The following is a 23,252-nucleotide window of genomic DNA, read 5'->3' on the forward strand; positions in this document are numbered from 1 at the left end:
CATCGCTCCGACCGGGGGGCGCGCGCCGCCGCCCGTTGCATCCTGATTCAAGGGGCCGGCGATTGAAGTTGCCGGGCAAGGCTCAGAACTCGCAATTCCCGCGGGCGCAACCAACTTACTCCTTGGCCGATTCCAGTTTGGCTCTGAGATAGGCGATCATTCCGGAGAGAGTAACGAGTTTGGGATAGTCGATCTCCGGAATATCGATGCCCGTCCGGTGATGCAGGGCGGTCACGAGGTTCAGGAAGTCTATCGAGTCAATATCGACGGTCTCGCGCAAATCAGCTGCTGGATCAATGTTTGCCAGATCGACTTCTGGCGCGATGTTGTTAAGCTCCTGCTTGACGATTTCGCTGAGCTCACCCTGCGTGATTTTGCGAATCTCGATCTCGGTCATAGCTTTTCAGGCTCCTGCAAAAGTCTGCCGATCTCGGCCAGAAACAAGGCGCCGGCGTGTCCATCGGTCACGCGATGATCACCTGCCAGCGTCATGGTCACCACGGAACGGGGGCCGATCACGCCATCGATGATCCAGGGACGCGTAACGACCTTACCAAAGCCAACGATCGCGACCTGGGGTGGATAGATGATGGCATAGAGAGCTTCGACTCCGCGCTCGCCTAGGCTGGATACTGTGATCGTCGGATCTGACAGTTCCGAACTGCGAATCCGCCCCGAGCGCGTTCGTTGCACCAGGTCGCGTAAGCTGCTCATCAAGTCGTGGAGCGGCAGTCGGTCCGCGTCATGCAGAGCCGGCGCCGCCAAGCCGCCGCCGCGGATCGCAATGGCAACCCCGACATGCACCGCCTTTGACGGCTCGAATTTGTTGTCGCGGTAGAAGCCGTTGAAGGCTGGAAAGCGACGAATCGCCAGCGCGACCGCCTTCAGCGCAAGCGCGCCGATCAAAAGGCGGCTGTCGGGCGGAAGCGCCACGTTTTGGTCGGCCAGCCAGTGTTCGCATGGCGTGACGTCGATCTGATGTTCAAGATAATAGTGTGGGATCTCCCGCTTCGACCGGGCCATTGCGGCCGCGATGGCTGTCCGCATCGCCGCGAGATCAAGCCAGCCCGCGCGCCTCTTTTCGGTTGGTGGCGGGGTTGCGCCGGACTGTCGCTCCACGTCGACGTAGACGATTGCTCCGCCCGGTCCGCTGCCGGTGATGGTGGAGAGATCGACGCCGCGTTCTGCGGCGAGCCGTCGTGCGGCAGGCGAAGCGGGAAGCCGTCCCACGACAGCAGCCGCAAGCGGTGGCGGCATTGGCGCGCCGATCGGCGTGGGCGGTGGTTGGGAGGGCACCGCAATCGGGGGATGCGCGGTTGGCAGAGGTAACGGCGGTGGCACCGGTGCTGTGACGGCGGCTCTTTCTTCACCGTCGGTACGGATCAGTGCTAGCGGCGTTCCGACTGGCACCTTGCTGTGAAGATTGACGAGGAATTTTTCGATTTCGCCGGCCAGGAAGGTTTCGATCTCGATCGCACCCTTCTGTGTCTCGACCACCGCAACAATATCGCCGCGTTTGACCCGGTCTCCCGGCTTCACCAGCCATTCCACCAGCGTGCCGGCTTCCATATCGGCGCCGAGAGAGGGCATGAGGAATTCGGCCACGGCCCGCCTCACGTCCGGCCGAGCGCCGTTTTCGCAGCGGTCACGATCTTCGCTGTCTGTGGCAGTGCCGCGTTTTCGAGGTGGTGAGGGTAGGGGATCGGCACCTCCTCGCTGCAAACCCGCCCGATCGGCGCGTCGAGCGACCAGAAGGCTTGTTCGACGATGCGCATGCCGATCTCTGCCGCCAAGCTCCCGGAACGCCAGCCTTCGTCGACGATGACGGCACGCCGGGTCTTGGCCACCGAAGTCATGATCGTGGCGTCGTCGAGCGGCCGCAGACTGCGCAGATCGATCACCTCGGCATCGATGCCATCGGTTGCGAGCGCGGTCGCAGCCTCGAGCGTCTTCCAGAGCGACCCACCATAGGTGATGAGAGAAATATCGCGGCCCTGGCGGCGCACGGCAGCCTTGTCGATATTGACGGCTCCGGCACCGGACGCGAGCTTGCCCGACATGTTGTAGAGCATGACGTTCTCGAAGATCAGCACCGGGTCGGGTTCCTGTAGGGCGGTCCACAGCATGCCGCGGGCATCTTCCAAGGTTGCCGGCGCGAGCACCTTGATGCCGGGAATATGTGCGTACCAGCCTTCAAGGCTGTGGGAATGTTGGGCTGCCAGCTGGCGGCCGGCACCGGTGGCCATGCGGATCACAAGCGGCACGCCGAACTGATTGCCCGACATGTGGCGCACCGTCGCTGCATTGTTGAGGATCTGATCGAGCGCGAGCAGGCTGAAATTGACCGTCATCAGCTCGACGATCGGCCGCATGCCAGCCATTGCTGCGCCAATGCCGGCGCCGGTAAAGCCTGACTCCGAGAGCGGCGTATCGCGAATCCGCTGCGGCCCGAATTCGGCGAGCAGTCCGTGACTCACCGCGTAGCAGCCGCCATAGCGACCGACGTCCTCACCCATCAGAAAGACGCGGTTGTCGCGGCTGAGCGCGTCCCGAAGCGCTGCACGCACCGCCTCGCGATAGGTCATCTCGATTGCATTGGTCCTGGGTGCCACCTGCTGCATGAAACCTCACATCCCGGTGGGGACCGCTCTGTCTGCATAAACAAAGCGGCTCAGTTGCTCGGTCGGCTCCCATGTCCCGGCCTCAGCAAAAACGACTGCTTCAGCGATTTCGGCATCGATCTCGGCCGTCATGCGGGACACCTCGTCCGGATGGACCATGTGATTGGCCTCGAGCCATCCCTGGAAACGCACAATCGGCTCCCGTGGACGCCACGACTCGACCTCGGCCTTATCGCGGTAGAGCTGGGGATCGAACATTGAATGCGCGCGCAGCCGATAGGTGCGGCATTCCAGAAAATAGGGCATGCGCGTTTTGCGCACCGCCTGGACCGCGCGGCGGGCCGCCGCCTCGACCGCCACCACATCCATGCCATCGACGGCTTCCGAAGTGATCCGGTAGCATGCCGCCTTGCGCTGGATGTCAGTTTCGGATTCCGAAAGGGCGAGCGCGGTTCCCATGGCGTAGAGATTGTTTTCGCACACGAACAACACCGGCAACTGCCAAAGCTCCGCCAGATTCAGGCTTTCGTGGAATTCGCCTTCGGCCACCGCGCCGTCTCCGAAGAAGCATGCCGTGACGAGATCATCGCCCTGCATATGGGAGGCGAGCGCAAGGCCGATCGCCAACGGCAGGCCGCCACCGACAATGGCATTGCCGCCATAGAAATTGGTCGCGGCGTTGAACAAGTGCATCGAGCCGCCACGTCCGCGGCTGCAGCCTTCCTGCTTGCCGTACATCTCGGCCATCACGGTTGTCATCGGCACGCCGCGCACCAGGGCCTGCCCGTGCTCGCGATATGTCGCCACGATCCGATCGCGTTTTTCCAGCGCGGTTATCACTCCGACAGCGACCGCTTCCTCGCCGTCGTAGAGATGCATGAAGCCGCGGATCTTCTCCTGAGTGTACAATTCGGCACATTTCTCCTCGAAGCGGCGGATGCGGATCATGTGCTTGAGCAGACCCAGCATGTGCTCGCGCGACAAATGCGGCTTTGTGGCTGCAACCGTCATCGTTCCTCGCTTTCGAGAGTGGAGAGGTCGCCTTCGGGCAGACCGAGTTCGCGGGCCTTGAGGAGGCGCCGCATGATCTTGCCGCTGCGAGTCTTCGGCAGGTTCTGGCGGAACGCGATGTCCTTTGGCGCGACCGCCGGTCCGAGCCGCTGCCGCGCGTGGCCGAGGAGCTCCTTTCGCAGCGCGTCGCTCGGCGCAAAGCCCGGGTTGAGCGCCACGTAGGCCTTGACCACCTCGCCGGCAGTGGGCTCCGGGATGCCAATCACGCCGGCTTCCGCAACGGCCTTGTGCTCCATCAGGGTGCTCTCCACCTCGAAAGGTCCGATCAGATGGCCGGAGCTCTTGATGACGTCGTCGGCGCGGCCGACGAACCAGTAATAGCCATCGCTGTCGCGCATCGCGAGGTCACCGGTGAGATACCAGCCGCCTGCAAAGCACTTCTTGTAGCGCGCCTCCTCGTTCAGGTAGCCCCGCATCATCGACGGCCAGCCCGGATGCAAGGCCAATTCGCCCATGGCCATCGGCTTGGCAATCTCGCGCAGCCCGCCGCCTTCCAATCGTTCGACGATGCCGGCCTCGATGCCGGGTAGTGGTCGGCCCATCGACCCCGGCTTCACGTCCATCGACAGAAAATTCGTGATCATGATGCCGCCGGTCTCGGTCTGCCACCAATTATCGTGGAACGGCTTGCCGAAAGCCTCCATGCCCCACATCACGGCTTCCGGATTGAGCGGCTCGCCGACGCTGGCGAGCAGGCGCAGCGTCGACAGGTCGAACTTCTTGGCAAATTCGGCGCCGGCCTTCATCAACATGCGGATTGCGGTCGGCGCGGTGTACCAGACCGTGATTTTCTGATCCTGCAGAATGCGGTACCAGCGCTCGGTGTCGAACTCGGCCTGGTCGATGACCATGGTCACGCCATTGGTCAGTGGCGAAATGATTCCGTAAGAAGTCCCGGTGACCCATCCCGGGTCTGCGGTGCACCAGAAAATATCGTCGGGATGAAAGTCGAGCACGAGCTTGCCGGTCACATTGTGGGCGATGACCGCCTCGTGCACATGCACCGCTCCCTTGGGCGTGCCGGTCGTGCCGCTGGTGAAATGGAGCAGCGCCATATCCTCAGGGAGGGTCCGCACCGTCTCGAAGACTTCAGAGGCCTCCGCAAGCGCCGCAGCAAGGTCGATCGTATCGGGCGGCAAAGTGGCCGAGCATTCAGTCAGGAACACTCTTTCCAGGCTGGCGAGCTCCCTGCGCCAGGGCTCGATCTTGCGGCGATAGAAGGCTTCGGTGGTGATGAGCGCCTTGGCTCCGCCGATCGTCATGCGCGCCTTGATGGGCTCGGGTCCGAACGCCGAGAACAAGGGTGAAAACACGCCGCCATTCTTCAACGTGCCGAGGGCTGCGATGTAGAGTTCCGGCACCCGCCCGAGCAGCGAGAAGACCCGGTCGCCCTTCCTTATCTCGTGCCGGGCCAGGGTGTTGGCGAAGCGGTTCACCTGGGCGCCGAGCGCGGCATAGGTGAAATCGCGAGTGCTGTCGTCGCGGCCGATCCAGCGCAGCGCAAGCTTGTCGCCGCGACCGGCCTTCATATGGCGGTCGATGGCCTCATGGGCGATGTTGAGACCGCCGCCGGGAAGCCCGTCGAGCAAGGCTCGCGCATCGGCCCATGAGAAGGTCCGCCTGGCCTGATCATAATCGATCAGGTTTGCGCCGACGTAGTCTTGCGGGCGCTTGCGGATTCGTTCCCATTGCTGCTCGGTCTGAGCTTCACTCCCGCCGCGGGAGTTCGCCGCGTCCGTGGTGGTCATGATTGGCTCCGGTTCATTGCGAACGCGCCCGACGCGTCGCTGTACCAGCTAAAATTTGGTCCGAGCGCGCGGACGCTCGTTGATCTGCGTCAACAATGAGCCCCGCGGTCTGCCGGTTTGGCACCGTGTGACCTGTCCCCGAAGTTTCATCCAGCCGCAATTGGAGTCCTGTTGGGTTTGCAGTGACGACGCAGGTGCGGTGCCCGCGTTTGGAGGCGCATATGAGCTGACGGTCATTGTCGATGACACCAGGCGAGCGAGCCGGAGATCCAGTTCGAGGGCCGCGATCACGCCACCATAGTCATATCAATGGGGGCGCGTCTCGCGAGCTTCTTGCCGATGCCCGACACGCGCGCTTTGCCGCAGATTGACAATGGGTCATGTTTCTATGCGCTCAGGTTGGCAGCGCTATCTCTCATAGCGGCCGACAAGAACCGCTTCCGCGAGCGCAAATTTGCGTGCCTCGCGCTCGACATCCCGGCAGGACGCGTTTGCCTTGGCCCTGACATGGTCGGTCGAAAGCGCGAGCAGCCGAAAATGATAACGATGCGGCCCATGGCCATGTGGAGGGCAGGGCCCGCCATAACCGGTCTTGTGGAAATCGTTGACCGCTTCCTTGATGATCGCATTCGTGGCATCCTCGGCAAGCTCCGTCTTCGTGAACGGAATGTCGTAGGCCGCCCAGTGGTGCCAAGTGCCGGCGGGCGCGTCGGGATCGTCGCAGAGCAGCACGAAGCTCCGCGTTCCCGCTGGCGCACCGAACCACTGTAGAGGAGGCGAAACGTTGTCTCCGTCACAGGTAAAGTGCCGCGGAATGACCGCTCCGTCGGCAAAGGCGCTGGAAACGAGCTTCATGGCTCTCTCCTTCAGGCTGCGGGGGACATCGGCTCGGGCTTGACGAGTTCTTCCAGATCCGGCTCGCCGCAACGAGCGAGCATCCATTGTCGCACTTGGTCGCGCAGCCGAATGATGGATTGAAAATCGATGCCGCCGGGCTGGATCGGATCGCCGATCTCGATGCTGACAGCGCTGTTGCGCGGGAACCACTGATCGCTGCGCAACATTGTCCGTGTGCCGGCGATGATGCCCGGCAGAACGGGAAGATCGGCTTCTGCCGCGGTCTTGAAGGCGCCGAGATAGAAGCCGGACAACCCGGCCCTGCGGGTGAACGTTCCTTCTGGAAAGAAGACGAGAAGCCGCCGGTCGCGGGCTAGCGCACCCAGTCGCGCGGCATCCGTCAGGCTGCCCGAGACGTCGTAACGTTCGACGAAGGGAATATCGAGCCGGCGCAGGATTGGTCCTGCGACAAGCTGCTCGGCCAATTCACGCTTTGCGACGATCGCTGGCTCCCCGGGGAGTGTCGCAGCCAGAGCAAAGGCGTCCATATAGCTGGAATGGTTGAATACGAGTACCGCCCCTTGCGCAGGGATTTTCTCCAGGCCCTTGATCGCAAGCGGAACGCCCATCCCTGCGAGCGCAATGCGACCGATCTGCCTGAGCGCCGACCAGCGCGATCTCGGCGTCGGAAGGATGAGCACGGCAAGATATCCCGCAGCGAAGGCGCCGCCGAGCATGATCCACCACCATGCTGCATAGATGTCCTCGTAGAGCAGTCGGCCAAGCCGACCGGCCCGAGTCGCCGCGCTGGCAAGGGCAAGACGCAACAACTGCAAACCAAGTGTGCCCTGGTGCGTATCGATATCGCCTCTTTGGTATAGCTCCCGGGCCGCACTGCGGCGAATCTTTCCGCTCGATGTCTTCGGCACTGTGCGGGGCGGCGCCAACACGATCTCGTCGGGTGGCGTGCCTGCGACGTCCGTCACAACCTCCTGGGCGCGCGCCTGCAACTCGAGGCGGCGAGGTTGGTCGGACTCACGGGTTTCGACCAGCACGACGACGCGCTCCGTCCCCGAGACGCGATCGGGTACGCCGAACACCGCGACGCCGCCTTTGTGCACGCCCGGGATATTGGCAACTGCTTGCTCGATCTCTTGGGGATAGAGATGCCTGCCGGCTCGTATGATGATGTCCTTGACTCGTCCCGTCACGAAGATGTCGCCCCCAACCATGTAGCCGCGGTCGCCGGTGTCGAGCCAATCTCCATGGAACAGTTCGCGCGTCTTCGTCTCGTTGCGGAAATAGCCGCTTGTCGCCGATGGGCCGCGAAACTCGATCCGTCCTTCCCGCCGTTCGCCCAGCTCGCGGCCGGTCGCGTCAACCACGCGGATTTCATGGCCGGGAAGCGGCTGGCCGCACGCCGGAATCTCCAGGACCGCTGTATCGCCAGGCGGTGCCGGCTTCGCGATGCCGTGAATACTCAGTTCGTCGCGATTGATGCGATCGATGACCGGCCCGCGGCCGAGCGGCGGAAAAGCCAGGCCGACGGAGTTTTCGGCCAGGCCATAGACCGGCGCCATCGCCTTTGCGGGAAAGCCGTGACGGCCGAACCGCTCGGCAAACTGGCGCAGAGTCTGGACGCTGACCGGTTCGGCGCCGTTGGCGACCATGCGCAGCGAGCCCAGATCGAGTCCCTCGAGATCATCATCGCTGATCTTGGCAAGGCATAGCTCGAAACCGAAATTGGGCGATGCTGAAAACGTTGCGTGATACCGATGCATCGCCCACAGCCAGCTCTGCGGTCGGATCAGAAAACTCAACGGCGACATCACGTAGAGCGGTGCTGCATAATGCATGCAGCCGAGCCACGCGCCGATCAACCCCATGTCGTGATACAGCGGCAGCCAGCTGACGAAGACGTCGGCGGAACCGGCTTCCATCACCGTGCCCATCGCTCTGATGTTGGCGAGCAGCTTCGCATGGCTGAGCACCACGCCTTTCGGGTCACCGGTGCTGCCTGACGTATACTGGATCAGGGCCGTTGCACTCGCATCCTTCAAATGGGGTAGCGGCGCCGGCGCCGCGGAGGCTTCGATGTCGGCGACACTGGCGACGCTGACCAGGCTTTGCACCAGACTGCGAAGCAGGCCGGCTAATCGCCGTCCTTCCGGCATGGTGATCAGCATCCGGGTGCCGGCATTGCGCAAAATCATGGTCTGGCGCCGTAGATGGTCCTCAAGCTGCGACAGGCGCATCGGCGGGTAGATCGGGACCGGTATCGCGCCGGCGTAGAGAATGCCGAAGAAGGCGACGAAAAAATCGATGCTGGTGGGGAGCATCAATCCAATCCGGTCTCCTGCCGTGATGTCTCGCGCGATCAGACCGCGGGCCACCTGCCGGGCTTTCGCCGCAAGTTCTCCATAGCTGAGCGTCCCGAGCGTCGTCGCCTCGTCCTGCAATACTGTCAAATGCAGCCGGTCGGCGTGTCGCGTGGCGTGCCAGTCCAGCACCTCGATCAAGGTGCGCGCCTCGCTTGCGGCCGGTACGGCCGGAAGCGCCGAAACCGGGCGCCCGACTGAGACCGGGCGGTCCAGCGTCGGGCCGGCCCGTTCGAGCGCGCGGACCAGATCCTCGACGGTTTCTGCCTCGCCGACCGCCTGCGCCGGAAGGCGAACGTGGAAAGCCCGCTCGATGCGCAGGATCAATTCAGTGCGCGCGAGGCTGTCGATCCCGAGGTCTCGCTCGATGCGACTCGAAGGCTCGACCTCCATGAACCGGCCGCGCTGAGGATGAAGCTCGTGGACGAGATCCTTCACGAGCGCGATCAAGGCGCGACGACGCTCGAGAGTGCCTGGCGCAAAATCATCCATGACATCAGGTAGCTCGAATAGCTCACGCGACTATTGAGCAATGTCAATTCGGCCATGCGCAGATGCGGCACTGGCAACCGCCAGCAGTTGCCCGCCGCATCCATGTCGCAACCAGCGTCGCCACCATGACCGACGCATTGCGTCAGGTGCGTCTGTTCCTGTGCGGGGACGTCACCGGAACGCACTTGGCGGAGCTGGTGCCAAGCCTCGGCCGCTCGCGCGCTATGGTTCCTTCACAGCCGAGAGGTGTGCCTTCAGCCCTGCGGCCCCGACCGCCCCGGGGACTATGCTGTCGCCGACGACATAACCCGGCGTGCCATTGATGCCGAGCGCCGAGGCAAGGCGCGTGTTCTGCTGCAGGGCCTCGTTCACCTCGACGCTCGCCGCATCCTTCTCGATCTCGCCTGCGTTGAAGCCGAGATCTGCGGCCACCTCAAGCGCCGCGGCACGATCGACCCTTCCCTTCTTCGCCAGCAGGCGGCGATGAAACTCCAGGGATTCCCCGGCACTGGGATGATGCATCTGCAGCGCGATCGCGACCTTCGCGGCTTCGACGGAGTCCGGCCCGAGAATCGGAAGCTCTTTGAGCACGATGCGCACGTTCGGTTCGTCGGCGATCAGCGCAAGGGTGTCGCCGAGCGCCTTGCGGCAATAGCCGCAGTTGAAGTCGTAAAATTCGACCACCGTCCTGGTGCCGTCAGCGGCGCCGAGTGTCGTCTGCAACGGCGCGTTGTACAGCGCCTTGGCGTTGTCACTGATCGCCTGCTTGACGCTGGCCGCCGCAGCCGCGGGCGCGGTCTGGGCGACAGCGTTGCGCTTGGCAATCAGCGCCATCAGGGCAGTGCGCACCGCCTCCGGGTGATCAGCCAGGTATTTCTCGATTGCCGGCCCCAGGGCTTCCGGGTGCGCGGCGAGATATTGCTGGATCGCCTGGTCGATGTCCGCGCGCTGCCACTCAGCCTGGGCTGTCCTGGGTACGGCGATCGCCGCGGCAACGAGCGTGACTGCTGTGATGGCACGAATACGAATGCGCGAGAGCTTCGGCATGTCAGTTACTCCAATCATCCCTCAGTTCCTTCCACTCGTGTTCTTCACCACGACAAGCGAGCACTGCATCATCATCGGCACCACACAAAGCTCCTAGCGACCTCTCTCGAGCGGCGGTGGTGCAGTCCAGCGAGGCGCAAGCGGCGCAATGCGACCACGTGCGGCCGGCCAGCAGCGCTTGCCGAGTGGCCCGGGAACCATGCCGGGCGGGCAGGTGATCGGGCCTGTGTTCAACGGCGCGCGCTTGTCTGGAACCTTGGGTATCGAGGGACGTCGCGGTGACGGCCCGGGCACGACAGGCACAGGCGAGGGTTTTCGCGCCACGCAAACGCCCTCGTCGTCGCGAACTTTGCCCGCGGCGCAGGGCTCTTGCGGAACGGACTTCTTCTGGGCTGGCGCAACACATCGCGAGCGATCCTTCGGATTGACGGCGGCCGGACAGCACTCGCCGCTCGTCGTCAGGTTTGCGGTCGCGCAGCACTTGCCCGCCGCGGTCGGGACGTAGCCTGCGGCACAGCAAAGCGAGATCTTGGGAATCTTGAACGTTGGCTGGCACTGTGTCCCGTCGGCGCTCGGCGTCTGTCCGATCGGACAGCAAACCCCTTTCGAAGTCGCCTGGCTTTTCAGGCAGCATTTGCCCGCGATCTTCACATAGCCGGGCGAACAGCAATCCGGGCACTTTCCGTTTGGGATTTTCGGAATGGAGGGCTCGCAAACGCCATTCACGAGAGCGCTCAGGCAGCAAGCCTGAACGCCACCCGGACCGGAATAGATGTGATCGTTGTTGCAGCACTCCTGCTTGGGGCCGATCGCCGTCTGGGTGACCCCGCACATCGGTTTGGCAATGTCAGTCGATGGAATCGAGCCGCTCGAACAGGCACCGCCGGGTCCGAGGTCGGCAGGTGAACAGCACCTGCCGCCCAGGAGGATTTCAGGCGGCGCGCAGTTCGACGCGCAAGCGCCCTTGCTCCACACCTGATTGATCGGACAGACCGGGAAACCCGGGGGACCGCACACATGCGTCTGACAGGCGCGGAAACTCGGCGGTGGCAGCGGCACGCCGGCCGGGAGCGGGCCCGGGAGCAGCTCCGCCGGCTGCTCCGCGCAGATCCGCAGGATAGCAATGTCTCCCAGATGCCCCCGGGCCGACAGATCGGGCGGCGCATCGGCATAATCGATGAAATAGCTCATCCGCGGCGGCGCATCGCCACGACGGATGCGCCAAGCTGGATTTCCCTGCAGGCCGTCGATTGCGAGCATGTCCGTGTGACCAAGCTCTGCGGAGAGCTTGGGGTCGGTCGTGTAGCGCAACTGTTCTCCGGTGATCCAGACGAAGCCGCCGCAGGAGCGGGGATTGATGTTGCCGCGCTCATCGTAGCTGTAGCCGATGGCGACGCCGCCATTGTCGTTGCGGAAGGTCTCGGGGAAGCCCACCGCATATTCGTCCGGCACGGCCTGCCAGATCGGCTGTTGGGCCTCGGTGACGCCGATCATGGTATAGCGCAGCGCGCGACCGATCGATGGCGCCGACAGCGCCTCGAAATCCTGCGCGCCAGTCGGCGCCGGCCGCTCGGCAAGATACATCCGCCCTGCATCATCGAAGGTGATGCGCGAGATTTCGGTCGGGCCGGCCGCGGGTGGCACTGCGACCTCGATCCTGATGTCCGAGCCGAACGAACCATCCGGCTTGAGGCCGACCGACCAGATGCGCAGTCCGTCGGCGACAGCGTAATAGAGACGACGATCGCGTATCGCGAGACCGAACACGCGCCGTGCCGTCGCGGCATAGCCCCAGGTCTCGGGGCGGGCGCTATCAAACTGTGGGCTCGCGAGATTAATGCCGGCCCCGCCAGCAGCGGGCATCGGCGCAAGCCCGACGGCGGCCGTGCCGGCGGTGCCGTGATCGTAGACGCCGAGATCCGCGCCGTTCGGGTCGAGGCGATGGATCAGGCCGGTCTCGCGGTCGGCGACGAACAGCGACTTCGTGGCAGAATCATACGCGAGCGCGCCGAGCGCTGCGCCCGAGTTCGCCTTTCCCTCAGTGAGGACGTTCGCAAATAGCTTCACCTCGCCGGTAAGGCCGTTGATCTTCCAGATCGACCCAGGGCCTCCTCCGGGGCCCCACTGTGCCGGCATGAAGACTGCACCGGTCCTCCCGGATCTGATGTGCTGCGGCTTGCCATCCGATCCGGGTGCGACGATGGGCAGCCCATAGGCCGATGTCGCCGCGACATAGATGTTGGGGGGCGACTGGTCGTCCAGCGCAACACCGAACACCTGTCCGATCCACTTCGCGCTCACCGTGAACGGTTTCGGAGCGCCGACCACCTGTGCTTCCGGCGGCCCGCCCATGCGGCTGAGATCAACGACGCGCAGCGACGGTCCGTCTGGATTAATGAAGGAGTTCAGATCGGGGTCCTGGCCGGGCTCGATCTCGAACGGACGCAGACCGCCGGAGAAGCCGGTGACGACCGCCTGGCCCGGCGCGTAGATGCTCCGGGGGGCCTGAGCCGATGCCGTGCTGACGAGCGCGAGTGCCAAGCTCGACACGATGACGATGCGCAGCATCGCACGGGCGGCGATAGCCAACGAGGTATGACGACAATATTCCATGATGCTCTGTCGCCTCATTTCGGGGGCTCAGGTCGCGGAACGCAGGTGCCGCTCTTCGGGTCGGGGATGGTGTCCGGCGGGCAGCATTGCCCGCAGGAGGTCATCTGGGCCGGATTGCAGCAACTCCCATCGAACGCCATGCCTTGGCTCGGATCGGCGCATGGCGTGATGCAGTCGCCGATGCCGCCGATGCGAACCTGTCCGGTGGGGCACGCCGGCGGCGGACACATGCCGAACGGCGCAAAGCCCAAGTTGGCGGGCTGGTTCGTGTTGTCACACAGACATGACGAGATCCCGCTCGGCATCATGGCGCCGGGATGCGTGCCGTCCGGGCACTCGCACGCGAAGGCGTATCGATGATCGCCTGAATCAGGATTGGGGACTTCCTGCCAGTCAGCCTTCATCGGCGACGGGCAGAAGCAATACTGCACTCCTTCGCAACCTGTACCCTCAGCGGAAGGGGGCAACTGCTCGATGAGTGTTCCCTCGGCAGTCGTCGTGCATGCCAATGTCGGCTGCCACGGCTCCATGTAGCTCCCCGTGCTCTGGCAGCTCGGGATGGAGTGGCCGATCGAGCCGGGCGCAACACATGCAGGGTCATGCATTCTGGTGAGGAAATCCTTGCCTTCACACTTCTTCAGGTCGATGGCAGCGCAATTGGCGAAACGGGGCGGTGGTCGCGTGCAATCGCAAGCGCCGAGACCAATCTCTTCCTGAAGCCAGCACAGCGCGTCCTCCATGCATTGCCCGATGTCCGAGCCAAGGGAACCCGCCCCCTGCTCGGTTGAGCAGGCGCATTGCATGACCTTCGCGGGCGAACCGACGGCGGACAGCACATTGGCGAGCTCCCCGAGCAGGCCCTGTCCAATCTTCGAGCCGCCCGCCGACTGCAGTTGGGCGAGGATCTGGGTGAGGTTTCCCTGTACTTTGCTGCAGAACGAGTTGACCGCGCCTTGCCCCGCAGCGCCGGCGACCTCGGTGAGGACCCCGGTGGCTGCAGCCGCCGCAGCGCACCCAGCTCCGTCCGCGCAGGCATCCGCGCAACTCGACAGTCCGCCCACCGTCTGTTTGGCAGCATTGAATATGTCGCTTGGGTTGCAGCCTGCTCGCGCCGGCGACGCTAACAGCAGCATTGCGGCGGCGATCGCTGCGCCGTGGAACCACCAACTTCCTCGAAGTTGCATGACCATCGCCCGCCACTGACTTGGCCCGATAGAGATAACCGAACCCGCGTCCATTGAATTTGAGATGCGTCAATCGATAGACGGCCGATCGTGCCGGCCGTGGCGTCACGACGCCAATCTCATTTCACCGCCTGCTTCGGCACACAGGTGCCGCTGTTCGGGTCAGGTATCGTGCCCACCGGACAACATTGCCCGCAGGACGTCATCTGCGCGGGATTACAGCAACTGCCATCAAACGCCATGCCCTGGGTTGGATCGGAGCACGGTGTCACACACGCACCAGTCAGGCCCATACGCGTCTGTCCCGCGGGGCACGCCGGCGGCGGACACATGCCGAACGGCGCAAAACCCAGGTTCGCCGGCTTACCCGTGTTGTCGCAGAGGCACTGAGACAAGCCGCTCGGTAGGATCGGGCCTGGGTGTGTTTGATGATCCGGATTGTTGGCCTCATATGGACAATCGCAGGCGAATAGCCAGCGATGCACGTCGCTGTTCGGATTGGAGATCTCGTGCCAGGCCGGCACCATCGGCTTGGGACAAAAGCAAGATATGACCGGGTCACAGCCCGTATCCTCTTGCGTGGGAGGTAGTTGAACGGCCAGCGTTCCCTCCGCCGACTCAATCCTCTCCACCGTTGGGATATTGTCGCCGTAGCCGCACTTCTGCCACTTGTCATTGCAGTTCGCAATCGAGCTGTAGGGAACGCAGGCGGGGTCCTTCATCTGATCGAAGTGACCTTCCGTCTGGCAATGCTTGACGTCGACCGATCCGCAATAAGCCATCTGAGGCGGTGGCCGCGAGCAATTGCAGCCGATCCCCAGCCCCCCGCACAACGCATCTTGAATGCACGCGCCGATATCGGCGCCGATCGAATTCGTGCTCTGCTCCGTTTCACAGGCGCACTGCACAACCTTGGCAGCTGAGCCCACGGCTGCGAGCTCAGTTGACAAATCGCCGAGCACTTCCTTCGCGATTGCATTGCCGAATATCGTGTTCAGCGCACCGACGATATCCTTTCCCTTCACTTTGGCTTCCGCGCAGAATTGATCGACCAGCCCTTGTCCTTTTCCGGTGTCCGATCCTTCGAGGGCGACCCCCGCAAGAGCTATTTCAAGTGCGACCGCGGCAGCGCAGGATGCGTCATCCTCGCAAACAGACTTGCAGTCCGATGTTGCCTTGAGCGTTCCGCAGAACGCGTTGGCAACGTCCTCGAAGCTGCATCCTGCGCGCGCAGAGGAGCCGAGCAGCGCGACTGCCGCCATGATGGCGACACCTTGGATCCACCAGCCCGTGGGAAATGTCATCGTCGTCGTCCCAGCCCGGATACCTCCAGCTTAGGCAAAGTCCAATCTATTGAAATTGAGATGCCTCAATCGACGCGGCATGCTCGTCACGTCATCGACGACGGCGCCTTCAGCTTTCCTTGTACGCGTGGCCCCGAAGACAGCGGGGCGAAACCGCCCGTCGCAGCGGACCCGAATTCGACCCTCCAAGATCCTTCGCCTTCGCGCTGACGATGACTGCGACCCGTCCAGCTTCATCTGACGCATCTCGGAAGCTCATTGAGCAGCAGGCCTCGCGGTCGGCCGAGGATTATGTGGTCCTTGCCGAGCAGGCGAGCGGCCCCATTTCGCGGCGCAATGCACCATCCTACATCTGGGGCGCCGCCCTGGACGAACTCGCGCGCATGCAGCCGGATGCACGGATCGTCAATCTCGAAACGGCCGTGACCCACAGTAACGACGGGGCTCACAAGGGCATCAACTACCGCATGAGCCCAGAGAACGCGGACTGCCTCATCGCAGCAGGAATCGACCGCTGTGTCCTGGCCAATAACCACGTGCTCGACTGGGGCTACGCCGGCCTGGACAGCGCTGAGCTGTGACAGCGAAGAGATCGTCGAGGCCGTAAGCCGGAGAGGGATGCGTGATTATGTACGATCGGTGATCGAAGCGCGACGGCAGGTCCCATCGCGCATTGCTACGATAGCCAAGGATCCATCGAGCTATGATCTCGTTGTTGTCGGCACGCCGGTGTGGGCCTGGTCGCTTTCGTCGCCCGTCCGCGCCTTCCTGCTGGCAAGCAGGTCAAGACTTCCTGCGGTGGCGTTCTTTTGTACGCTGGGCGGGGCAGGCAGCGACAGAGCCTTCGGCCAGATGCAGGAACTCGCGGGCAAGCCTCCAGTCGGATGTCTCGCAATCACGGCACGTGAGGTCGCATCGGCTACGTACCAAGCGAAGGTCGTAATGTTTGCGGAGGCCCTGCAGCGCAGTCTGGCCGAGCAGCGTGAAAGAGCGGCGCCAACTGCGGCCTGAATGGCTGCGTGCTGATAGGCAGCCTGCGACATTTCAGCGAAGCGCGCCGAGCAGATCGCTCCGCGATACGGTTGGGCTGCGGCGAGGTGTGTCAACCGGCGTGCAAGATATTGGACGCCGGTGGGCATCGAAAGTGCGCTCGGCAAGGGTGTGAGCGCCGGCCGTCTGTCTTGGCGGGTGTCATCTTGAGACGGTGACCGTCTCGGCGAGATCCTGGGATGCTTCGGCATTGCCCGGCGCAGCATCCATGAGACGCGAGCAGTCATACCTCGGCCGCAGAAGCGGTCGAGTTCAGGATTCGACGGAGACGAACGGCCGGTCCGGCGGGCGAACGACAAGCACCGGCACGTTGCTGTGTGTCAGTACTTTGTTCGTTTCGCTTCCGAGCATGATGGCGGTGATCCCGCGCCTGCCGTGCGATGCCATGACGATCAGGTCGCATGACCTCGCTTTCGCCATGTCGACTATGGCCAGATAAGGATGATCATGTTCGACATGCACGGCCTCGCAGCCGACGCCAGCGGCCAACGCGACCTCCTTGGCCGCATCGAGGTACTTCGTGGCAAGGGCCGCGACCTGCTTCGCGTACTGCGCCGGCGTGTCCGTGACCATTGCCGGCTCAACGGCAAAGGTGTGGAAGGGGGGGGATACGGTCAATATCGTGACCTTGGCGCTAGCCGACTTGGCGAGGGCGATGCCGTACTCAACCGCAGCCTGCGACAACGTCGAGCCGTCCGTCGGGATTAGAATATGTTTATGCATGCGGCATCCTGACTGTGAAACCATTGCGGCCCGACCGATGCAGTTCTCGACCACAGCTCCGCGTGCCGCAAAGCGGAGCCGCTAAAGAAAGCGTAGGCACTTGCAGCAACCGTGATGACAGGCTGCTATTGTTTCGATCTTGCAGGCGGGGAGGTTGATTTCCATCAAGCTCCAACACCAAGGCTGGTCCTGCATCCAGCCGGAGGGGTGTCAGACCCGCTTGCCGGAGTCGGGATCGAACAGCTTCGCCTTGTCCATGTTGACCTCGAAAGAATAGAGGCTGCCGACAGGCGCCTTGTCCTCGGGGTGGACGCGCGCGATCATCTCTACACCGCCCAGATCGAACACGATCATGGTATCGGGTCCGGTCGGTTCGACCACATCGACTGGACGTTGGAACGTGCAGAGCAACCCGCTCGGCTTCTGGGTGCCCTGACGGGTGATGATTTCCGGCCGGAGTCCCAGTTTCAGATGGCGCCCGACATGAGCGCCAATCGAGGCTGACGCTCCCGGCGGAACGGCAAGTCGCACATTGCCGCGCGCGTCTTCCACTTCGAGCCAGATTCCATCACCCTGAACGACGCGTGCCGGCACCAGGTTCATCGCCGGCGAGCCCATGAAACCTGCAACGAACAGGTCCGCCGGCTGCTCATAGACGGTTTCCGGCGCGGCGAACTGACGGATCCGCCCATTGTCCATCACGGCGATGCGTGAAGCCAGCGTCATCGCCTCCACCTGATCATGAGTGACATAGATGATGGTCTGCCCGAGCCGGGCGTGCAGCTTCTTGATCTCGGTGCGCATCTCCACCCGCAGCTTGGCATCGAGATTGGACAAAGGCTCGTCGAACAGAAAAACATCGGGCTCGCGCACCAGCGCCCGTCCCATGGCGACGCGCTGGCGCTGTCCGCCGGATAGCTGGCCGGGCTTGCGCTGCAGTAGCTGCTCAATATGCAGCAGTTCGGTCACGCGCGCGAGAGCCTGCTGCTGCTGCACCTCCGGGATTCGCCGCGTCACCATCCCGAACAGGATGTTGTCGCGGACGGTCTTGGTCGGATAGAGCGAATAGGACTGAAACACCATTGCGATGTTTCGATCCTTTGGCGGTACATCATCGACGATCCGGTCGCCGATCCGGACCCGGCCTTCCGACAATGTCTCGAGCCCGGCCACAACGTTGAGCAGGGTCGACTTGCCGCAGCCCGAAGGCCCGACCAGCACGACGAATTCGCCATCGGCGATTTCGAGGTCGATGCCGTCGAGCACCGCAGTTGCGCCGAATTGCTTGTAGACCTTGTCGAGACATACAGAAGCCACGGTCAACCTTTCACGGCACCAGCGGAGAGCCCGCGCAAGAAATAGTTTCCGGCGATGATATAGACGGCCAGCGTGGGCAGAGCAGCGATGATGGCCGCCGCCATGTCGACATTGTATTCCTTGACGCCCGTCGAGGTCGCGACCAGATTGTTCAGCGCAACCGTGACCGGGTTGCTGTCGCCGGCCGTGAAGGCCACTCCAAACAGATAGTCGTTCCAGATCTGGGTGAACTGCCAGATCACGGTCACCACGATGGTCGACGGCGCGAGCGGGAGCACGACCTGGAAGAAGATCCGGAAGAAGCCCGCGCCGTCGATCTTGGCCGCATTCATGATGCCGTCCGAGACGGTGACGAAGAAGTTGCGGAAGAACAGCGTCGTGAACGGAATTCCATAGATCACGTGGACCAGCACCAGTCCGGGAATGGTGCCGGCCAGATCGAGGATGCCGAGGGTACGCGCCATCGGCACCAGAACGACCTGAAAGGGAATAAAGGCGCCGAACAGGATCAACCCGAACAACGTCTCTGAGCCGGGAAACCGCCACTTCGCCAGGGTATAGCCGTTGACGGCGCCAAGCATGGTGGAGAGGCATACCGACGGAACGACCATCAGAACCGAATTCCAGAGATAGGGCTTGAGACCGGCGCAGCGTACCCCGACACAGGCGGATTCCCAGGCTTTCGGCCACGCCTCGAAGGTGACGGCGCGTGGAAGGCTGATCAGCGATCCGGTACGGATCTCCGCGAGCGACTTCAATGATGTCGCCACCATCACCAGCAGTGGCAGCAGGTAGTAGAGAACGAACAGGCCGAGGATCGCGAACAGGACGCCGCGCAGCACCGTGGTTCGGATACCGGTCGGGCGGACGATGCCGGGCGCGCGCGAGCGGATCATTGGCGCTCCGTCCGCAGCTCGGACCATAGATATGGCACCATGATCGCCACCACGGTCGCCAGCATCATGGTTGCGCTCGCCGCCGCGGTCCCGAGCTCGCTGCGCTGGAATGCGAACGAGTACATGAAGGTCGCAGGCATATCGGTCGCATAGCCTGGCCCGCCGTTCGTCAATGCAATGACGAGGTCGAAGCTCTTGATCGCGAGATGGCTCAGCACGACAAATACTGACAGAAAGATCGGCCGCAGCATCGGCAGCACGAGCTGGATATAGAGGCGGAACGGACCGGCACCATCGACCGCCGCGGCCTTGAGAACATCGTCGTCGATCGAGCGCAGGCCCGCGAGAAATAGCGCCATGGCATAGCCGGAAGATTGCCAGATGCCGGCAATCACGACGGTGTAGATTGCCATGTCCGGATTGACCAGCCAGTCGAAGCGAAAGCTCGTGACGCCGAGCGACTGCACCATCTTTTCCAGTCCGAGACCAGGGTTGAGGATCCATTTCCAGGCGGTGCCGGTGACAATGAACGACAATGCCATCGGGTAGAGATAGATGGTGCGGATCACGCCTTCGACGCGGATGCGCTGGTCGAGCAGGATCGCCAGCATGATGCCGATAACGGTGCAGCCGCCCATGAACAGGGTGGTGAAGATGAACAGGTTGGCGATCGCCACATACCAGCGCGGCGTCGCCCACAGCCGCGCGTATTGGACGAGCCCGGCAAAGCTGTAATCGGGCAGGACGCTGGACCGGGTGAACGAGATGTAGATCGTCCAGGCAATGAACAGATACACGAACACGAACACGGCCGCGCCGGACGGACTTATGACCAGGCGCGGCAGCCAAGTGTCGACACGTCGCAGGAATCGATGGAGCGCTGCGTGGGGCATGGCGATGGTACTGCTCGACGGACATGAGGCGCTGCAGACGGCAGCGCCGTTCGTCTTATGACCTCGCGCGCCTGATCGCCTCCATCAATCGTTTGACAGCGTCCTGCGAGCTCATGTCCGAATTGAAATGGTTGGTCACGACGTCCAGGATCTCGCCGCGTACCGAACGCGACACCGCCATTTCATGCGCCATGCTTGGAACCAGGGTATTCGCCTTGGTGTCCGCAGCCAGATCGTCCATCGATTTCCGCGCGCAGGAATCGAACTTGTCGCGCGGCACGCCGAGCCGTGCGGGGATCGACCCCTTGTTGAGGCTGAACGTCTCTTGGAAACCCTCCGACATGATCAGGCTGGCAAGCACCTTCTGACCCTCCAGCTTGTCGACACCGTTCACCTTGAACATCGCGATGCTGTCCGAATTCAAGATGAAGCCCGGCAGGCCCGGCGCCGGAATGCACAAGAAATCCTGGCCAGCCACTTTTCCGGCCGCCACGAACTCGCCTTTCGCCCAATCTCCCATCAGCTGGAAGCCAGCCTGGCCGTTCATGATGGTGGCCGTGGCGAGGTTCCAGTCGCGGCCGGAGAAATCCGGGCTGACATAGGAACGCAGCTTTCGCATCTGGTCGAACACCTTGATCATCGTGCTGCTGGTGATCGCTTTTTCGTCGAGTTCGACCAGCGCTTTGCGATAGAAATCCGCGCCACCCAACCCGAGCACGACCGTCTCGAACAAGGTCGCGTCCTGCCACGGTTGGCCACCATGCGCCAGCGGCGTGATCCCCGCGGCTTTGAGCTTGTCCGCTGCGGCGTTGAACTCGTCCCAGGTTGTCGGCGGCAAGACGCCCGCTTTGGCAAGCACCGCCGGGTTGGCCCAGATCCAGTTGACCCGATGGATGTTGACGGGGGCGGCCACGTATTTGCCGTCGAACTTCATGATCGACGCAAGCACCGGCGGCAGCAGCTCGTCCCACTTTTCCGCCCGAGCGACCGCATCGATATCGGTGAGTACGCCCTGGCGCGCCCATTCCTGGATATTCGGTCCTTTGAGTTGGACCGCGCTCGGCGGATTGCCGGCAACAACGCGCGCTCGCAAGGCGGTCATGGCGGCGTCGCCACCCCCGCCAGCGACTGGAGAATCGATCCATTTGCCGCCTTGGGCTTCGAAGGCGCTCTTCAGCGTGGCGATCGCCTTGGCTTCGCCACCGGATGTCCACCAGTGCAGCACCTCGACGGTGCCGCCGGCCTGGCAGACGCTGGGGAAGGCGAGGACGCCAAGCAACATGCCTAGTGCTGCAGTATGACCGCCGAGCCGCATGGGAAGTCTCCTCATCCTTCTCGCTAAGTTTTGGTCCCGATTGACCTGAAGTTGTAAAAAGCTGACATGTCCATCGCCAAGAGCGTTGACCTGCGTCAACAATGTCGACGGTCGCTTGAGAGCTGGTAGATCGGCAGCAACTCGACAACGTCCAAGCCCTGGCTGTCGCGCTGGGTGTTGAGCCTTCCGATCTGCTGAAGCCGCCTCTCTAAAAGAGGACGTTTGGAAAGATAGCTGGCGAACCGGCACGGTCAGCAACAGCGATCCTGCAATATCGGATCACCGGCACGTTGCACCTCGGCGTTCGGGCGTCCGTCAGCGCGGAAGCATAGCGTTCAAGGCGAAACTCAGAAGAGCCGGACGATCTCGGGGCCAAGATCGTCGTCTGGTTGCGCTTCGCTTGCCGGCAGTTGGAGAGTCGTGCGCGGACGGGCAGGGGCTACGTCCCATGCTGGTGGCATTCACCTTCGGCGGGCTATCGAAGCGCCCAGAAGGAACGCGAACAGCAGAGAAGCAAGCGGGGCCCGGCGGGCGGCGTTGCTTAGGACGCTGAGCGGCATGCCTGGCTTGCGCCCGGACTCCACGGCGCTGCGCACCTGCTTCGCAGCCTGCTTTACGAGACCAGCGAAGGAGCCAAAGGCGGTCTTCTTGTCCTCGGCAGGATAGAGCCCTTCATAGATGAACGGCGGGAGCGATGGATCGTCTCTCATGGTCGTTTTCTCGTTTTGCGGGATGCGCTTGTTTGCCTGTTGGCATCAATGGCGCGGAATTAGAGATGGTTCCGCGCCTCCCCCTTGGGCGCGGTTGTGATCCTGAGGCCGTGGCTTTGGCGGGTCGTCCTAGCCCAGCCCAACCATTGGACGGTGCGGGCGCCGCTAAAATTTCCCATTTGAGATCAAGGCGCCTCAATAGAAGGAGGGGTGCATAAGCCATTGATCTCATTTCTGGCCTTTCGCCCCTGTCGTGCCCCACACGACCGGAGGCTGCGGGCAAAGGCCTGTTCTCTCTCCGTCCATCTAGCCTCCAGAGATGGGGCGCTCAAATGAACGGCCTCAGCGCGTCCACAGTCGCGACATAGCGGTCCAAGGTCGAAATATTGCGCTGAGGCGGGTCAGGACTGGTGCCGCCTCGTGATCGCGATGCGCGTCGCCTGGCCGTACAGCCCCGCCATCTGGTCAAGCTGAGCCGCTGTCGCGGCGCAGCCGTCGATCCAGCCGGGTAGGCCGTCGAACATCGGCGGCAGGGTTGCCGCGCGCAAGGCCGCATAATCCTCGGTGACGGCGCGGCCGCGTGTCGTGGCGCGGTAGCGTGTCTCCTTGCGTGAGGAACGGCCTTCGGTCTCGATCAGCCCGGCGCGGACCAGCTTGCGCGTCGCATATTGCAGATTGGGCACGTCAACGCGGTTGAGCAGTTGGCCAACCTCGGCGAGCCGCTTCGGCTCGTCGCCCATGCGTACGACATTGAGGACGGCGACATCGTCGCCGGTCAGCGGCACCTCGCAAACGGCGGCGAGGCAGGAAGCCTTCCAGCGATAATAGGACTGGGCCAGCCGCTCCAGCGCGAATTCAAAGTCGGACAGCCGTCGCTCGGTGTCATTGCGCGCAAGATGCCACGCTCCCTTCGCGTCGCCTTTGCTGCCGCTCTCGGCCTCATCGCGAGCCGCCTCTGACCGTGACCGCGCCTTGCCGCCCGCCACTCTCGCCTTCACCGCCACGGTCTTGCGCCTCGCCCCAGCGCTCGTCGTCCTCTTCAATAGCCCGTCT

Annotated in this window: 20 protein-coding genes; 2 read left to right on the forward strand and 18 right to left on the reverse strand. The window is 63.1% G+C overall.

The features are described 5' to 3' along the window. Positions 1–115: 115 nt before the first annotated feature. The 11 genes from QW845_RS15210 to QW845_RS15260 form a co-directional block, all read right to left on the reverse strand. Positions 116–397 (reverse strand): acyl carrier protein, encoded by a 282-nt coding sequence (locus QW845_RS15210; RefSeq protein WP_315802371.1) that lies wholly within the window; start codon positions 395–397, stop codon positions 116–118. Continuing rightward, positions 394–1,605 (reverse strand): dihydrolipoamide acetyltransferase family protein, encoded by a 1,212-nt coding sequence (locus QW845_RS15215; protein ID WP_315802372.1) that lies wholly within the window; start codon positions 1,603–1,605, stop codon positions 394–396. Before QW845_RS15215 ends, QW845_RS15210 begins: the two co-directional genes overlap by 4 nt. An 8-nt stretch (positions 1,606–1,613) precedes the next feature. Beyond that, positions 1,614–2,621, reverse strand: coding sequence for an alpha-ketoacid dehydrogenase subunit beta (locus tag QW845_RS15220; RefSeq protein ID WP_315802373.1), 1,008 nt, complete (start codon positions 2,619–2,621; stop codon positions 1,614–1,616). 6 nt (positions 2,622–2,627) lie between these two features. Continuing rightward, the gene (gene pdhA, locus QW845_RS15225; RefSeq protein ID WP_315802374.1) at positions 2,628–3,632 is read right to left on the reverse strand and encodes a pyruvate dehydrogenase (acetyl-transferring) E1 component subunit alpha; all 1,005 of its coding nucleotides are present in this window, start codon (positions 3,630–3,632) and stop codon (positions 2,628–2,630) included. Next, positions 3,629–5,440 (reverse strand): acetate--CoA ligase, encoded by a 1,812-nt coding sequence (gene acsA / locus QW845_RS15230; protein ID WP_315802375.1) that lies wholly within the window; start codon positions 5,438–5,440, stop codon positions 3,629–3,631. The genes pdhA and acsA overlap by 4 nt, the downstream gene beginning before the upstream one ends. Positions 5,441–5,848: 408 nt before the next feature. After that, entirely contained in the window at positions 5,849–6,295 is a 447-nt protein-coding gene (locus QW845_RS15235) for a YbhB/YbcL family Raf kinase inhibitor-like protein (RefSeq protein ID WP_315802376.1), read from the reverse strand. A gap of 11 nt (positions 6,296–6,306) precedes the next feature. Then, on the reverse strand, positions 6,307–9,147 hold the full coding sequence (locus QW845_RS15240) for an AMP-binding protein (protein ID WP_315802377.1): 2,841 nt from the start codon (positions 9,145–9,147) through the stop codon (positions 6,307–6,309). Positions 9,148–9,369: 222 nt separating this feature from the next. Further along, the gene (locus QW845_RS15245) at positions 9,370–10,194 is read right to left on the reverse strand and encodes a DsbA family protein (RefSeq protein ID WP_315802378.1); all 825 of its coding nucleotides are present in this window, start codon (positions 10,192–10,194) and stop codon (positions 9,370–9,372) included. 93 nt (positions 10,195–10,287) lie between these two features. Beyond that, positions 10,288–12,825 (reverse strand): hypothetical protein, encoded by a 2,538-nt coding sequence (locus tag QW845_RS15250; protein WP_315802379.1) that lies wholly within the window; start codon positions 12,823–12,825, stop codon positions 10,288–10,290. Continuing rightward, the gene (locus QW845_RS15255; protein WP_315802380.1) at positions 12,822–13,991 is read right to left on the reverse strand and encodes a hypothetical protein; all 1,170 of its coding nucleotides are present in this window, start codon (positions 13,989–13,991) and stop codon (positions 12,822–12,824) included. The genes QW845_RS15250 and QW845_RS15255 overlap by 4 nt, the downstream gene beginning before the upstream one ends. A 119-nt stretch (positions 13,992–14,110) precedes the next feature. Further along, positions 14,111–15,295 carry a hypothetical protein gene (locus QW845_RS15260; RefSeq protein WP_315802381.1) on the reverse strand — a complete coding sequence of 395 codons (1,185 nt, stop codon included), beginning with the start codon at positions 15,293–15,295 and terminating at the stop codon, positions 14,111–14,113. Between the two features lie 212 nt (positions 15,296–15,507). Here QW845_RS15260 and QW845_RS15265 point away from each other — a divergent pair, with 212 nt between their 5' ends. Both QW845_RS15265 and QW845_RS15270 read left to right on the forward strand, forming a co-directional pair. Continuing rightward, complete coding sequence (locus QW845_RS15265; RefSeq protein WP_315802382.1) at positions 15,508–15,876, forward strand: CapA family protein; 369 nt, start codon at positions 15,508–15,510, stop codon at positions 15,874–15,876. A gap of 37 nt (positions 15,877–15,913) precedes the next feature. Next, positions 15,914–16,306 (forward strand): hypothetical protein, encoded by a 393-nt coding sequence (locus tag QW845_RS15270; RefSeq protein ID WP_315802383.1) that lies wholly within the window; start codon positions 15,914–15,916, stop codon positions 16,304–16,306. Between the two features lie 291 nt (positions 16,307–16,597). Here QW845_RS15270 and QW845_RS15275 read toward each other — a convergent pair whose 3' ends face one another. The 7 genes from QW845_RS15275 to QW845_RS15305 all read right to left on the reverse strand — a co-directional run bounded on the left by QW845_RS15275 (position 16,598) and on the right by QW845_RS15305 (position 23,242). Next, positions 16,598–17,068, reverse strand: a complete 471-nt coding sequence (locus tag QW845_RS15275) for a universal stress protein (RefSeq protein ID WP_315802384.1) — start codon at positions 17,066–17,068, stop codon at positions 16,598–16,600. 210 nt (positions 17,069–17,278) lie between these two features. Continuing rightward, positions 17,279–18,385 carry an ABC transporter ATP-binding protein gene (locus tag QW845_RS15280; protein ID WP_315802385.1) on the reverse strand — a complete coding sequence of 369 codons (1,107 nt, stop codon included), beginning with the start codon at positions 18,383–18,385 and terminating at the stop codon, positions 17,279–17,281. A 2-nt stretch (positions 18,386–18,387) separates the two neighbouring features. Then, positions 18,388–19,281, reverse strand: a complete 894-nt coding sequence (locus QW845_RS15285) for a carbohydrate ABC transporter permease (RefSeq protein ID WP_315802386.1) — start codon at positions 19,279–19,281, stop codon at positions 18,388–18,390. Next, positions 19,278–20,174 carry a sugar ABC transporter permease gene (locus QW845_RS15290; RefSeq protein WP_315802387.1) on the reverse strand — a complete coding sequence of 299 codons (897 nt, stop codon included), beginning with the start codon at positions 20,172–20,174 and terminating at the stop codon, positions 19,278–19,280. Before QW845_RS15290 ends, QW845_RS15285 begins: the two co-directional genes overlap by 4 nt. 55 nt (positions 20,175–20,229) lie before the next feature. Next, positions 20,230–21,489, reverse strand: a complete 1,260-nt coding sequence (locus QW845_RS15295; RefSeq protein ID WP_315802388.1) for an ABC transporter substrate-binding protein — start codon at positions 21,487–21,489, stop codon at positions 20,230–20,232. Positions 21,490–21,950: 461 nt separating this feature from the next. Further along, positions 21,951–22,199, reverse strand: a complete 249-nt coding sequence (locus QW845_RS15300; RefSeq protein WP_315802389.1) for a hypothetical protein — start codon at positions 22,197–22,199, stop codon at positions 21,951–21,953. 401 nt (positions 22,200–22,600) lie between these two features. After that, positions 22,601–23,242, reverse strand: coding sequence for a MarR family transcriptional regulator (locus tag QW845_RS15305; RefSeq protein ID WP_315802390.1), 642 nt, complete (start codon positions 23,240–23,242; stop codon positions 22,601–22,603). Between the last annotated feature and the right edge of the window lie 10 nt (positions 23,243–23,252).

The sequence above is a fragment of the Bradyrhizobium sp. SZCCHNS3002 genome (genome assembly GCF_032377435.1).
Lineage (GTDB): Bacteria > Pseudomonadota > Alphaproteobacteria > Rhizobiales > Xanthobacteraceae > Bradyrhizobium.

What these genes read in the sequence shown, in the direction of transcription:
- QW845_RS15295 (WP_315802388.1), bottom strand. Translation starts at nt 21,489, where the DNA reads ATGCGGCTCGGCGGTCATACTGCAGCACTAGGCATGTTGCTTGGCGTC.
- QW845_RS15255 (WP_315802380.1), bottom strand. Translation starts at nt 13,991, where the DNA reads ATGCAACTTCGAGGAAGTTGGTGGTTCCACGGCGCAGCGATCGCCGCC.
- QW845_RS15275 (WP_315802384.1), bottom strand. Translation starts at nt 17,068, where the DNA reads ATGCATAAACATATTCTAATCCCGACGGACGGCTCGACGTTGTCGCAG.
- QW845_RS15235 (WP_315802376.1), bottom strand. Translation starts at nt 6,295, where the DNA reads ATGAAGCTCGTTTCCAGCGCCTTTGCCGACGGAGCGGTCATTCCGCGG.
- acsA (WP_315802375.1), bottom strand. Translation starts at nt 5,440, where the DNA reads ATGACCACCACGGACGCGGCGAACTCCCGCGGCGGGAGTGAAGCTCAG.
- QW845_RS15240 (WP_315802377.1), bottom strand. Translation starts at nt 9,147, where the DNA reads ATGGATGATTTTGCGCCAGGCACTCTCGAGCGTCGTCGCGCCTTGATC.
- QW845_RS15290 (WP_315802387.1), bottom strand. Translation starts at nt 20,174, where the DNA reads ATGCCCCACGCAGCGCTCCATCGATTCCTGCGACGTGTCGACACTTGG.
- QW845_RS15260 (WP_315802381.1), bottom strand. Translation starts at nt 15,295, where the DNA reads ATGACATTTCCCACGGGCTGGTGGATCCAAGGTGTCGCCATCATGGCG.
- QW845_RS15220 (WP_315802373.1), bottom strand. Translation starts at nt 2,621, where the DNA reads ATGCAGCAGGTGGCACCCAGGACCAATGCAATCGAGATGACCTATCGC.
- QW845_RS15245 (WP_315802378.1), bottom strand. Translation starts at nt 10,194, where the DNA reads ATGCCGAAGCTCTCGCGCATTCGTATTCGTGCCATCACAGCAGTCACG.
- pdhA (WP_315802374.1), bottom strand. Translation starts at nt 3,632, where the DNA reads ATGACGGTTGCAGCCACAAAGCCGCATTTGTCGCGCGAGCACATGCTG.
- QW845_RS15210 (WP_315802371.1), bottom strand. Translation starts at nt 397, where the DNA reads ATGACCGAGATCGAGATTCGCAAAATCACGCAGGGTGAGCTCAGCGAA.
- QW845_RS15250 (WP_315802379.1), bottom strand. Translation starts at nt 12,825, where the DNA reads ATGAGGCGACAGAGCATCATGGAATATTGTCGTCATACCTCGTTGGCT.
- QW845_RS15270 (WP_315802383.1), top strand. Translation starts at nt 15,914, where the DNA reads ATGCGTGATTATGTACGATCGGTGATCGAAGCGCGACGGCAGGTCCCA.
- QW845_RS15265 (WP_315802382.1), top strand. Translation starts at nt 15,508, where the DNA reads ATGACTGCGACCCGTCCAGCTTCATCTGACGCATCTCGGAAGCTCATT.
- QW845_RS15285 (WP_315802386.1), bottom strand. Translation starts at nt 19,281, where the DNA reads ATGATCCGCTCGCGCGCGCCCGGCATCGTCCGCCCGACCGGTATCCGA.
- QW845_RS15300 (WP_315802389.1), bottom strand. Translation starts at nt 22,199, where the DNA reads ATGAGAGACGATCCATCGCTCCCGCCGTTCATCTATGAAGGGCTCTAT.